Source organism: Streptomyces tateyamensis (genome assembly GCF_003205575.1).
Taxonomy (GTDB): domain Bacteria; phylum Actinomycetota; class Actinomycetes; order Streptomycetales; family Streptomycetaceae; genus Kitasatospora; species Kitasatospora tateyamensis.
This window is the reverse complement of record NZ_PYBW01000068.1, coordinates 15121-28728: the sequence shown is the minus strand read 5'-3', so window position 1 is coordinate 28728 and position 13608 is coordinate 15121. Positions and strand designations below refer to the sequence as shown.

Below are 13608 nucleotides of genomic sequence, written 5' to 3'. Positions count from 1 at the left end.
CTGCCCGAATCACCCCATTTTGAGAAGCCCAGGTGGGAGGGCAGTCACGAACGCACCTCGACACGCGACAGCCCGAACGGAGGCAGATGGCCAGCAACACAGCCGACCTGCCCAGCAGCGATCGGTCCGTCGAGGCCATCCGCCGCTACTACGACGCCCTCGGCGAGGGTGAAGAGGACCGGCTCACCAAGGACGTCGCCGGCAGGGTCTCCTTCGAGATCCACCGACGCTTCCTGGAGCCCTATCTGCGTGAAGGGCAGCGCGTGCTTGAGATCGGGGCCGGCCCCGGGCGATTCACCATGGTGCTCGCCGAACACGGTGCACGCGTGGTGGTCACCGACATCTCGCCCGTCCAGCTCCGCCTCAACGAAGCCAACGTGTCCGGCGCGGGGGCCGAACACGCAGTCGAAGTCCGCCATACCCTAGACATCCGCGACACCACCCGCCTCCCCGACGCCGCGTTCGACCTCGTCCTCGCATACGGCGGCCCCCTCTCCTACGCCTTCGACCAGGAGCACCAGGCGCTCACCGGCCTCCTCCGGATCCTGAAGCCCGGCGGCATTGTGGTCGCCTCGGTGATGTCCCTGTGGGGGAGCTGGCGGGCCCGCCTCGCCGGTGCCACCCAGGTCGCGATCCGCCACGGCATCGACGTCGCCGACGCCGTGATCCGTACCGGCGACCTACGCCACGTCCCTGACGCGACCCACGTCTGCCGCATGTTCACCTGGGAACAGCTCACCGCCCTCGTCACCGAGTGTGGCGGCGAGATCCTCGCGGGATCAGCCAGCAACTGGGCCAGTCTTGAGGAGCCGAGCGTCCTAGCCGAAATCGAACGATCCGCAGCTCTCTGGGAGCGGTTCCTCGCCTATGAGGCCACCGCCTGCGCCAATCTCGGCGCCCGCGACGGCGGCACCCACATCCTCTTCTCTGCCCGTCGAGGTAGCCAGATCTGAATGGCGCTTCCCTCACCTCGCAGCTGGTTGCGCCTTGGTCAGAGGTCGGGTCCGTTATCGAGCGCGAGATCCACCGATGTGACCCCGGCCTGAGCCGACGCGGCAAATGCGGTGATCTTGCGGAGCCTCGGTGTGCTGCCGGTGCGAACCAGTAAGCTCTGGAGGTTCTGGTACGGGAATTCTCGGCGCGGCCTGCGCGCCGCTGGCTGCGATGGGAAGCGAAGTCCTGTGGGCACGACCACGACGGTGCACGACGTCCTCAAGATGATCCGCGAGACCTCCGACGGCAACCGCGACCGCGGTACCCGATTCGAGGAGCTCATGGTCGAGTACCTGAGCACGGACCCTCAGTGGAACGAACAGTTCACTCAGGTGTGGATGTGGTCGGACTGGCCGGAGGCGGCGGACGACAAGCGTGACGTGGGCATCGACTTGGTGGCCCAGGATCGTGAGACCGGCGGGTACTGCGCCATCCAGTGCAAGTTCTACGAGCCGGACCACACGGTGCAGAAGGCCGACATCGACTCGTTCTTCACCGCCTCCGGCAAGGGCGGCTTCACCCGTCGGATGATCATTTCCACCACGGAAAAGTGGGGCCCGCACGCCGAGGAGGCTCTCGGCGGCCAGCAGATTCCCGTGACCCGGATAGGGCTGGCCGATATTGCGGGCAGTCCGGTTGAGTGGCACCTACCGACGGTTTCCGGGGAACGGGTCACGACGAGCCTTCGCCGCAAGAAGACCCCGCTCCCGCACCAGCGGGAGGCCATCGACGCGGTCTTCGAGGGCTTCGCGTCGCGCGAGCGCGGCAAGCTGATCATGGCCTGCGGCACCGGGAAGACCTTCACCGGCCTAAAGACCGTGGAGCGGTTGGCCGCAGAGCGCGCCGGGCGGGGTGAGGGCGAACACACCACCGTCCTCTTCCTGGTGCCGTCCATCGCCCTGCTGTCGCAGACCCTGCGGGAGTGGAGCGCCGAGACTGAGACACCGATGAGGGCCTTTGCCGTCTGCTCCGATGTGAAGGTCGGCAAGCAGCAGAGCGCTGCAAGGCAGAATCAGGGCTTCCACGGTGACAACCAGGACATGGCAACGCATGACCTGGCCCTGCCCGCGACCACCGACGCCCCCACGCTCATCAAGCAGATGGCCGGCGCGAAGGGTGAGGCCCGTCTCACCGTCGTCTTCTCCACCTACCAGTCGATCCCCACCATCAACCAGGCGCAGAAGGCCGGCCTGCCCCGCTTCGATCTGGTGCTGTGCGACGAGGCTCACCGCACGACGGGCGTGCAGCTGGCGGGCACCAACGAGTCCAACTTCGTCAAGGTCCACGACGGCGAGTACATCCGCGCCGATCGCCGCCTCTACATGACGGCCACGCCGCGCATCTACAACGAGGACACCAAGGCCGACGCGAAGAACGCAGACGCCGTTCTGACCTCGATGGACGACGAGTCGAAGTTCGGCCCGGAGTTCCATCGCCTCGGCTTCGGCCAAGCGGTGGAGCAGGGGCTGCTCACGGACTACAAGGTCCTTATCCTCGCCGTGGACGAGACCATGGTGGCCAGGACCATCCAGGAGGGCCTAGCGGGCGGCTCCTCCGAGCTGGGTATCGACGATGCCGCTAAGATCATCGGGTGCTGGAACGCGCTGGCCAAGCGTGCCGGCACCTTCGCTGACGGCACGGGCTTCACCGAGGGTGAGGCGCCGATGAAGCGGGCCGTGGCCTTCGCCCGGTCCATCGCGGACTCGCAGACGATCAAGGACCGCTTCAACGAGGTCGTTAACGCGTACGACGGTGCCGATGACGAGGTGCTGAGCTGCGAGGTCGACCACGTCGACGGCACCTTCAACACCCTCAAGCGAAACCAGAAGCTGGACTGGCTCAAGCAGGACCCGGGCCCCAACAACGCCCGCATCCTGTCCAACGCCCGCTGCCTCTCTGAGGGCGTGGACGTCCCCAGCCTCGATGCTGTTCTGTTCCTGCACCCGCGCAACTCGGTCGTGGACGTGGTGCAGTCGGTCGGCCGAGTAATGCGCCGGGCGGAGGGCAAGAACTACGGGTACATCATCCTGCCGGTCGCCGTCCCGGCGGGCACCTCGCCGGAGAAGGCCCTGGCCGGCAATGACCGCTTCAAGGTTGTCTGGCAGGTGCTCCAGGCCCTGCGCGCCCACGACGACCGCTTCAACGCGATGGTCAACAAGATCGACCTCAACAAGACGAAGCCGGACAACAAGATCGGCATTGGTTGGATCGGCCCGGAGGACGAGTCGATCGGCGGCCAGGACGGCGACGGCACCGCGGAGGTGAAGGGCAAGGAGGCCCAGAGCGCCCAGCACGTCCAGGACGCCCTGTTCTCCGTCAGCGACTGGCGCGAGGCCATCTACGCGCGCATCGTCCAGAAGGTCGGCGAGCGCCGGTACCTGGAGCAGTGGGCCAAGGACGTCGCCGAGATCGCGGAGCGACACATCACCCGGATCAAGGTCGCGGTGGAACTGCCCGAGAAGCGGGCCGCCTTCGATGAGTTCCTCGGTGAGCTCCAGCGGAACATAAACCCTGGCGTCACTGAGTCCGACGCCATCGACATGCTCTCCCAGCACATGGTGACCAAGCCGGTCTTTGATGCCCTGTTCAAGGACTACGGCTTCGCCGAAAACAATCCGGTGTCCAAGGCTATGCAGCGGATCCTCGACATCCTCGACGACCAGGGCATGGATGCCGAGACCAAGGCGCTGGAGGGCTTCTACGAGTCGGTGAAGCTGCGGGTCGCGGACATCGACAACCACGAGGGCCGCCAGCACGTCATCGTCGAGCTGTACGACAAGTTCTTTAAGACCGCTCTTCCGAAGACCGCTGATGCGCTTGGCATCGTCTACACCCCGGTCGAGGTCGTCGACTTCATCCTGCGCTCGACCGAAGAAGCCCTCGCCAAGCACTTCGGCACGTCTCTGTCCGACGAGGGCGTGCAGATCGTCGACCCGTTCGCCGGCACCGGGACCTTCCCCGTTCGGCTCCTCCAGTCCGGACTCATCAAGCCGGAAGACCTGCTGCGCAAGTACACGAGCGAGCTGCACGCCAACGAGATCGTACTTCTCGCGTACTACATCGCAGCTGTCAACATCGAGGCGGCGTTCCACGACCTCACCGGGGGCGACTACCGGCCCTTCGAGGGCATCGTTCTCACGGACACCTTCCAGCTGTCCGAGGGCACGACGAAGCTCGACGGCATGGATGTGCTGGAGGGCAACAGCGAGCGGGCGAAGAAGCAACAGACGCAGAAGATCACGGTGGTCGTCGGAAATCCGCCCTATTCGGTGGGGCAGGACAGCGTCAACGACAACAACCAGAATCAGAAGTACGAGGCTCTGGACGGCCGCATCGCCGAGACCTACGTGGCCAGGTCGGAGGTCGGCAACAAGAACAAGCTGTATGACTCCTACATCCGCGCCATCCGGTGGGCCTCGGACCGGATCAAGGACGAGGGCGTGGTCGCGTTCGTGTCCAACGGTGGCTACATCGACGGCACCAGCGCGGATGGCCTGCGCAAGTCGCTGGTGGACGAGTTCGACGCGATCTACTGCTATAACCTGCGGGGTAATCAGCGGACCGCAGGCGAGCAGTCTCGTCAGGAAGGCGGCAAGATCTTCGGCTCAGGCAGCCGGAACACCGTCGCTGTCCTGATCTTGGTCAAGGGCGGCAAGGACGCTGGCACGGGCGACGGCTGCGCCCTGTACTACCGGGACATTGGCGATTACCTCAGCCGTGAGGACAAGCTCCGGATCATCGGTTCCCAGAGCCTCGACACCGTCCCATGGAAGCGGATCGTTCCCAGCGCTGAAGGCGACTGGATCAACCAGCGCGACGGCCGGTACGCGACGTTCCAGGCGATCGGGGACAAAGACAAGGCCCTTCGCGAGCAGGCTGTGTTCGCGCTCTACTCCAGCGGTCTCAACTCGGCACGCGACTCGTGGGTCTACAACTTCTCGGAGGGGAAGCTCCAGGACACCATGAAGTCGATGATCGACTTCTACAACGAGCAGGTGGAAGGATTCAAGGAGCACTGCAAGGCCAACGGCCTCGTGGCTCCGGCGGCGAAGGACGCTGAACAGTGGATCGATACCGACCCGCAGAAGATCAGCTGGAACCGGGCGGACAAGACGCGGCTTGCGAAGGGTGAGACCTACACCTTTGGGAGGGAGCGGATCGTCACGTCCTCCTACCGTCCCTTCACCAAGCAGAAGTTGTATTTCGACTCGCGGCTGAACGACATGACGTACCAGCTGCCTAGGCTGTTCCCGACTGCGGAGCACGAGAACTTCGGCTTCTACAGCAACGGCGTTCACGCGACCACCGAACCTGCGGTGCTCATGGTGGGGCACGTTCCGAATCTGGATGTCTTCGGCAAGGGGGGATACTTCTTCCCGCGCTACAGCTACCGCGAGCTGACAACAGAAGGTGGCTTCGACTTCGGTGACGGTGGAGAGGCATACGAGCGCATCGACAACATCACCGACGCGGCGCTGCGCGACTACCGGAAGGTCTACGGTGACGCGGGGATCGGCAAGGGCGACATCTTTTACTACGCCTACGGTCTGCTTCACTCTCCGGAGTACCGCGAGCGATTTGCTGCTGACCTCAAGAAGTCGCTTCCCCGCATTCCGAAGGTGAGCGACTTCCGAGGGTTTGCCGAGGCCGGCCGCAAACTTGCGGAGCTGCACCTCGACTACGAGAAGGCGAAGCCATACGCGGGCATCGTGGAGACGGATTCAGGGGCTTCCGACACCGATCCGCGTGAGCTGTATCGGGTCGAGAAGATGAAGATTCCGAAGGTTAAGGGCGAGCCCGACCGGTCGACGATCGTCTACAACAGGCGCGTGACCCTCACCAATATCCCGGTGGAGGCATACCGTTACCGGCTCGGTTCGCGTTCGGCAATCGAGTGGATCATCGACCGCTACCAGCTCAAGGCGGACAAGGCCAGCGGCATTATCAGCGACCCCAACGACTGGTCCGACGACCCCCGTTACATCATCGACCTGCTCAGGCGGATCGTCACGGTCAGCCTGGAGACGATGAAGATCGTCGACGCGCTTCCGCCGCTGGACATCTTGGAGTAGCCGCTGTGGGGGCGGTATCGCAGGACTTCGCGAAACCGCCCCCAACAGCTCACTGCACCTGGTCCTACGCCTCAGCTTCCTCAGCCGATGCGTTGTCGGCGCCGGGTTCCTCGATCGGCTTCTCTTCTGGCGCGGCAGTGCGCCGGTACTGCGGGTGGTCGAGGTCCATCTGCTTCGCGGCGTGCAGGGGGAGGGGGAAGCGGGAGCGTCCGTCCCAGAACTGGGCCTGGTGGGAGAGCTTCGCCGTGGTGATGGCGAGAGCCTCCTCGGAGACGCCCTCGGCGCACGCGAGCGGGTAGATCTCGTTGGCCGTCATGGAGTACCAGTTCTGGGGCATCTCACCCTTGCGTCGCTCCTCCTTCTTGTCGGAGAAGACGGAGGGCTTCGCGTCCCATCGGGTGTACTTGGATCCCAGCCGGCCTGCGCCGTCCCCATCGAAGGCGCGTGGCACGTTGCAGAAGATCCACACCGGGGTGCCGAAGTCCGTGGTGACCTGATAGAGCGTGGTCGCGGTGTCCTGTTCCACAGGGTCGCCGCCCTTGGCCTTGGCAATCCGGGTCGTGCTGACCGGTTGCGGCACCTCCTCGTCGCTGATGTTGATACGGATGACGGCCTGGGGCCGCTCGTCACGGCTCAGGGTGCTGCCGGGAAGCCAGTAGCGGCTGTTGCGCTTCTCGGGAGAGCTGCCGAGACGCATGTTTTGCAGCCCGTCCCACATCCGTCGGGAGGCAAGCTCGTCCACGGTGACGACGTACGGGGTGCCGTCCAGTTCCTCGGCCAGGTCGGCGAGAGCGCGCTCGACGGTCTCGGCCGCGTCGTCCCAGCGCTGCCGGTAGGTCTTCTTGTCGCCGGTGCCCTCGGGGTAGGCGCTGGCGTGGAAGGCCGGCTGTGCCAGGCGATAGGGCTGCCACACAGGCCGGGTGGAGCTCCAACCGAGCATCGTCCAGGTGCCACCGGCAACCTCTGGGGGCACGAGGGCCGAGGCGGTGATGACCACCTTGGGCTGGCCGAACTCTCCCTTGCGCCTGTTCTGCTGCCTTACGTGGATGCCGACGTGGGCGATGCGGTCGACCGGATAGCCCGCCTTCTCGGGCTGAAGGGCATTGGCGATGCGGTCGTCGATGACGCCGAGCGAGCGATAGAGGTCGAGGAGGGCCATCTCGGCGGGGTGGTCCTTCGCCTTGGGCTTGATGACACCCTTCTCGTCCTTGCCTCGGAGGTACTGGGTCGGGACTCCGAGATCAGCGAGGATCTTCCTGGTCTGGGGCTTGGCGTCGAGGTCGTCGGGGCTCGTCTCATCACCGCCGTTGGTATGGGCGGCTGCGGGGATCTCGGTCTCGCACCAGGCACTGACAAGCACCCCGTCCTGGGACCGAAGCGCGGCACCGGTGGCCGCCAGCGCCTCCTTGCGGGCGCCGGCGGGCCCAGGTTCGAGAAAGTCGCCGGCCTGATGGAACACGGCGGTGATCTGATCTCCGTACAGGCTGAGCTCGTCGCCGTCGTGCGGGTCGAGGCCCTCTGGCGCGAGGCCGAAGGTCTTGCAGAAGGTGTCGAGCATCCGCAGCCGGGTTTCGTTCCGGTACCACAGACAGACGATACGCAGCTTCTTGAAGCCGCCAGCGTCGACGGAGGCAAAGATGGACTCCGGCGTGGGGAAGAGGCTGCCCCGCTGGCGGATCGGGCCGAGGGTCTTCGGATCCGGATGCTGCTCGCGCTCCGCCTTGCGGCGCTCGTACTCCTGCTTGGAGATGTTCTCCGGGTCGGTGGGTCGGTGCGGCAGGCTCATCCGCACCTCGCGCATCTCCAAGGGCTCGGCCTGGTCGGCGAAGACGTTGGTGAAGTGCTGATGCAGGAGCCGAAGGTGGTGCATGCCGGTGCCTGTGCCGATGGGGAAGGAGAAGTTCTTCGGGAGGATGGGCCAGACCTTCCCGGGGTGCTCGCGCGGGAAGCGGGCTACTTCCTTCTTTTCCTTCGCATCGGCGAGGAGCTTCTGCTCCCGCTTCGAACGTTCGTCGATGGTGCGCAGGATCGAGTAGTCCATCTCCAGTCGGCCGAGGGCCTGGAGAGCGAGGCGGTTGATGGTGCGGGCGCCACCGCGGCCGTTGAGCTTGACCTCCAGCAGCGGGTGGTCCGGGCCGGGCTGTTCCGCGAGGGCGGTGGTGGAGAAGACCAGGGAGGAGGAGATGCGGGTCACCCGGGAACTTAGCAGCAGCACGGGGTTGGCGACGTTGGGCAGGGTCTTCAGCTTCAGCGCGGTCCGGGAGAGGGCGAAGCGGCCTCCCTGTTCGTTCTGCCAGGGCTCGTCGAAGGCGACCAGGCCGCCTGTGGTGTCCGCCCGAAGTTGGATGGACTTACTGTCGGAGAGTGCCCAGGGCTCAGCGGCGAAGCGGCGGGATAGCTCCCAGGCGACCGTGCTGAAGAGCCAGTTGGGAGCACTGGGTTGGGTGTTGCCGGTGGGCTGGAGGTACTCGGCCAGCAGGTGCGAGCTCTCCGGGGTGTCGGCGATCCGCTTGGCCAGTTCGGGTGCTGCGGTGATGTCGATCGTGCTGACGTCCTGACCGAGGGCCAGATAGTAGGTGAGGGTGAAGACGCGGCGGAGCAGCTTGCTGTCGACCGGGTGGAGTGAGGCGAGGAACGGGGCGCGGCGGTCCGGGTCGAAGTAGACGTAGCCGCCGCTCATCATGCTCAGGACGGTGGTGGCGATGGAGTAGGGGGCCTGGGCCGAATCGTTGTTGAACTTCTTCTTGCACAGGTGGTCGAAGTCGTCCCAGAGCTTCCAGGTCGCTTCGTCGAAGTGCCGCACGTAGACAACGGCGTTGCCGACCAGCTCGGGGGTGCAGCGGAAGGCAAGGGCGTTGAGGTACTTGCCGGGTGCGCGGTCCTGGTCGCCCGGTGCGGGGTCCTGCTCGGTCACGTGGTCTCTTCTTCTCTCTTGTGAGTCTCGTCAGTTGCCCGGGTGCCCAGGGTCAGTGGGGTTCAATGCCGGCGTAGGAGAGGAAGGCGTTGAGTGCCTCTCCGTACAGGTCATTCATGCGTCGTCGCACGTCGGGTGGCCACTGGGAGTGGATACGCCGGAGGACGGTCTCCAGGTCGGCGCTCCAGGTGTCCTCGTGGAAGGCGTAGTCGACCATGTGCAGCACGGCTTCAGTGCCGCCGCGACGGGCGCGACCGGCGAGCTGGATGAGGTCGACGATCATGCCAGCGACGACTTCCTCCTGGAGGGACTTGTGCATCGCCGTGAACTGTGGGGCGGTTCGCAGGAGGAGCGCCAGGCGGTCCCATGCCGCCTCGCGGGCGCCGGCCAGGGCCTGCGACGGGTCGGGGGCGCCGCCGGCCGGCAGAGCCCGCAGTCCGGCGGCGTTGATGCTGCCGTACATCTCGGCGGGTTCGTTGAGCAGCGCGAGGGGGCGCACGCACAGGTAGACGGATCGGACTGCTGAGCGGGTGCCCTTGACGATGTTGAGCCCGCGGGCGATGAGCGACAGCGGTACAACGAGGATTTTGCCGTGGTTGGGGAAGTCCTCGAACTCCTCAGCGGTCAGGCGTACGGCCACGGTCTCCCTGGGCAGTTCGGGGTCGGCACCGTGCCGGTTCTCCGCGCGGACGGCCAGGCACAGTCCGCCGTCGTACTGCCCGGCCCGAGCGATGCCGCGGGCGAGCCACGCGCACTGCTGGTAGGAGTTGGCGACGACCAGGACGTGTGCCCGATCCGGGTCCTTGGCGGCGGTCCGTTCGAGTTCGCGGTGGATGTACTGGTCGTACAGGTTGCCGCCGAGCTCGATAAGCGCGTCCTTCTTGCGGCTGGGGTGGGTGCCGGAGACCTTGATCGGTTCGCCGAACAGGGGGTGGCCTTCGCCGTAGTCGATGCGGTGCTTCCTGGCCCGGATGGACTTGGCCTGGGCGTCGGTCATCCACCAGCGCACCGGGGCGTGGAGGTGCTCTCGAACCGCCTGGGGGAAGTAGGCGGTGGCCGACAGCCCCATCACCGGCCGTTCGACGCCTGCCAGGATGAGGGACACGATCCCACCCAGCTCGGCGGTGAAGGTGTGTGGGTCACCGGCGATGGTCTGGGCGACCAGGGCCGCGTTCTTCTCCTTGTCGTCGAGTCCGGTGACTCGGTAGCCGGTGATAGCTTGCCCCAGCATGCCGAGCGGGAGAACGGCGGAGACGGCAGTGGCCTGCAGGTTCTCCACGATCTTCTGGGCTGAACGCAGACCGGAGGATCGGTAGTCGTGGGCCTTCTCCTGGAGGGCGGACAACGCCTCGTCCAACTCGATCATCGCGGTCCGGGTGACGAGCAGGTTGACCGCCTGAGCTCGCCTGTGCGGGTCCTTGACGCTGGGCTCGAGCAGGCCGTGAAGTTCGATCTTGACGGCGTCCAGCAGGTGCTCGCCGCGAGGCGCCACCAGCGCGCTGAGCGCCTCCCTGACGTCATGCCAGTCGGCGTCGAGCAGACTCGCCTGTCGGCTGAGCGGATCGCGGCGCTGATAGCGGTTAGGCATGAGGGCGTTGAGCTGATGGAAGAGTTCAGCCGGGATGTCTGCACCGTCGCCCGTCTCTGTTGGCGACCACAGAAGCCGGAGGAGGGTACGGTCACGCCCGCGTGCCAGGTGCCAGCGGGTACTGGTCTGGTCGGGGATGCGCTCCTGGGCCCGGTCGTCCTCTGTGGCGTGCAGGCTGAGCGCGTTCTTGCAGATGCTGAGCAGGAGGAACTCGGCCATGAGACGGACGTGGCTGACAGCGGGCAATAGGTTGTGCTCGTCGTCGATGCGTAGCCGCTTGGCGTCGGTGTCCATCTCCTGCGGCGCGGCCGACCAGTGCCGGCGGGAGTGAAGGATGATCTCGCTCGCGCACTTGTCGACGGCCCGGGACTGGAACTGGTCGACCTCGTCGATGAGAACAGCGTGGCAGGTCCGCAGTGCGAACTCGGCTGCGGTCATGCCGCGTACGGGCCGACCGTCGAGGTTGACGCCGATCCGTAGGTTGCCTTGCATGAACACGTAGTGGTTCATGATGACGACGTTGGCGTCCGCCGCCTCGTACACGGGAGCGTACCTGCCGCAGGTCGGGATCCAGGGGCAGGCCGCAGCCCCGACACCCTGCCGGTGCAGCGACAGGCACGGCTCGCGCCCAGGCGGATAGTCCCCGGTGGCTTCCAGGAACGTCTTCAGGGCGCATCCGTATGCCAGGGGATCGACGTCGCGTTCGGCGCGTTGGCCCCACTCGCCGGGCGCGTCCGGGTCCTCGTTGATCAGAGAGGCGAGCTTGAGTGCACGGTCGTGCATGCCGGACGACGACATCAAGTGTGCGCACGTGGCCTCGTGTTCGATGACCTTGGACCGGTGAAGGTGGACCAGGTCCTCGCGCACGTTCCAGGTCATGGCAAGGCACGCCTTAATGTCCGGCAGGACGATCGTGACGCGCAGGTTGCGGGCGGCGAACCAGGCGGCCATCACGCGGACCATCACGCTCTTGCCGGTGCCGGTCGGCGCGTTGAAGATCTCCATCCCGCCAGCGGTCAGCGCGAGGGCTTCGGCGGGGGACATGGTGTCCGTGGTCTGCAGCGCGTCGAAGAGCTGCCCGAGGGTGTGACGCAGGTAGCGCTTGCCTTCGGGGTAGCGCTGGTCGATCTGCTCGGCGAGGTCGAGCAGTTCGGACGTGGGGATACGGAGGTCGGCCAGGTACGGGACGGTCGAGACGTGGGGGAGGCTGTCGTGGCTGAGCGCTTCGGCGAACTGGGGGTAGGTGGGGATCGTCAGGCGCCCGTGGATCTGGCCCACGTCCTTGACGAAGATCTCCCCGGTGAACCACGTGCCGGGGCCGGCGAACTCCGGAGGTCTCGGCCGTGCGCTCGGGCGCCGGAAACGGGCAGTCAAGCGGTCGACATAGCCGAGCGGATCACCTCCGAGACGTGGGAACGCGGCATCGGCCGTGAAGGGGTTGTCGCCCACAGTCTCGAAGGGGGCCATGACCGATGCGTCCCCTGGAGCTTCCCCGTTCAGCCCCACCAGCAGGGAACGCGCTGCTACCGAGAACTTCCGAACGTTGGCGAGTTCACCCGGCGCGATGGAGCAGACCATGGCGATCCGCTGCTTCTCCTCATGAGGCAGCATCTTCCAGCGGTCCCACGCCTGGTACGTACCCGAGAGCAGGAACGCTGCCTCGGCGAAGGGAGCGGCGGTCCGAGAGTCGCCGTCGACCGCCAACGGGAAGTAGCGGCTGGCGAGAGCCAGCGCGGCGCATACCGCGGTTTCCTCGATGGGCAGGTCACTCATGTCCAGCTCACCCCAGCCTTCTCGCAGACCAACTCGCCGAACTCGGAGGCGGTCGCGACCTGCATGTCCCCGTACTTCGCACACACCCCCGACAGCAGGGGGACCTGGCGGGCCCGGTAGTCCGGCACCACCAGCCAATCGGCGCCGCCCCGGTCACCCTCCTGGGCATGGACGAGGCTCCCCAGGACTGTGGCCGAGGTGTAGTCCTTGACGTCGACCTTGAACGTCGTCTTCTTGCCCCGTTTCGGGCCGACCTCGATCAGCAGGTCGTAGGCATCCAAGCCCGGCCACAGCGAGACCCTCAGCCCGCGCTCCGTCAGCCGGTCGTACAAGGCCAGTTCGGGCAGACCGGGAACAGTCGTGTAGCGCCAGATGCCTCGGGTGATGGCCTTGTGGCCCTCTGCGGGCAGAGCCTGCGGGACTTCTCCGAGATCCGGATAGAGGACCGCCTCACGACCTTCTGGACGAGGCGGTGCGGGCTCCGGCAGTAACTCTGGTGCACTGCCGTCTGCCGGCAGCCGGAAGAGGTAGGAGGCCCCCATGTCCACGTGGGGTGTGTGCCAGCAGCGCGCGGCTCCTATGGAGGTTCCCGCGTTCTTCCGGACGACGACCCGCATCGGCCATCTGCAGACGGGGCACGGGAACCACCAACCCCGATAGACGGAGTCGAAGGGAATCTCCCGATAGAAGTCTGCGACCAACGGTGGCAGCCGCAGCTCGCATAGTTGGTCGACGGGTCCTGCGGGGTAACGGATCAGATCCTTGCGACCGGCCTCGTACACGGCTTGCTCACCCTGCTTGCGCAGCAGCGTGAAGGCCGTCTCCTGGTCGATCTCCGACTGGAGGTCCCGGTCGCTGACGACACCGGCGAACGTGTCGAGCTTGCGCAGCGTGTGCAGCAGCATCTGCTGCTCAAGATCGAGGTCGAAGGCGTCCTCGGTGACCTGTCCGTCCTGGTCGACGACCAGCATCCCGCCCAGGTCCAGTGGCCTGACGCCCTCGGGCAGCAGGACCGCCAGGTCCCCTCTGAGCGCACGTCTGAACTCTCCGAAGGCAAGGGGCCTACCCGGGCCGCGTGCCGCGTGCAGCATGCCGTGGCACTCCATCAAGGTGGTCAGGCGCTGCTGAGGTTCCAGGCCCGGCGCGGTCATCGCCTTCGCAGCGCGCAGCGCAGCGCGGGTCACCAGGTAGCGGACCCGGTCGTCGTCGAGCGCCTGCGCACCTTCGTCCATGGGACTCGTCACGGTCCGGAGCGTACGGGGCGCCTA

Annotated in this window: 5 protein-coding genes; 2 read left to right on the top strand and 3 right to left on the bottom strand. The window is 66.0% G+C overall.

Translation table 11 applies throughout. The features are described from left to right. The first annotated feature begins 86 nt into the window (after positions 1 to 86). On the top strand, positions 87 to 953 hold the full coding sequence (locus C7C46_RS19065; protein WP_220040646.1) for a class I SAM-dependent methyltransferase: 867 nt from the start codon (positions 87 to 89) through the stop codon (positions 951 to 953). A gap of 228 nt (positions 954 to 1181) precedes the next feature. Beyond that, positions 1182 to 6065, top strand: a complete 4884-nt coding sequence (locus C7C46_RS19060; RefSeq protein ID WP_220040645.1) for a DEAD/DEAH box helicase — start codon at positions 1182 to 1184, stop codon at positions 6063 to 6065. Between the two features lie 64 nt (positions 6066 to 6129). Here C7C46_RS19060 and C7C46_RS35120 read toward each other — a convergent pair whose 3' ends face one another. From C7C46_RS35120 to C7C46_RS19045, 3 genes are read right to left on the bottom strand one after another with little or no spacing between them, the layout of a single operon-like run. Beyond that, entirely contained in the window at positions 6130 to 8979 is a 2850-nt protein-coding gene (locus tag C7C46_RS35120) for an RNaseH domain-containing protein (protein ID WP_181442418.1), read from the bottom strand. Positions 8980 to 9031: 52 nt separating this feature from the next. Then, on the bottom strand, positions 9032 to 12340 hold the full coding sequence (locus tag C7C46_RS19050) for a hypothetical protein (protein WP_110671064.1): 3309 nt from the start codon (positions 12338 to 12340) through the stop codon (positions 9032 to 9034). Then, entirely contained in the window at positions 12337 to 13584 is a 1248-nt protein-coding gene (locus tag C7C46_RS19045; RefSeq protein ID WP_110671063.1) for a restriction endonuclease-related protein, read from the bottom strand. Before C7C46_RS19045 ends, C7C46_RS19050 begins: the two co-directional genes overlap by 4 nt. Positions 13585 to 13608 lie beyond the last annotated feature (24 nt).

Bases quoted from the DNA above. Each gene is read 5' to 3' on its own strand.
- C7C46_RS19050 (WP_110671064.1), bottom strand. From the start codon at position 12,340: ATGAGTGACCTGCCCATCGAGGAAACCGCGGTATGCGCCGCGCTGGCT.
- C7C46_RS19065 (WP_220040646.1), top strand. From the start codon at position 87: ATGGCCAGCAACACAGCCGACCTGCCCAGCAGCGATCGGTCCGTCGAG.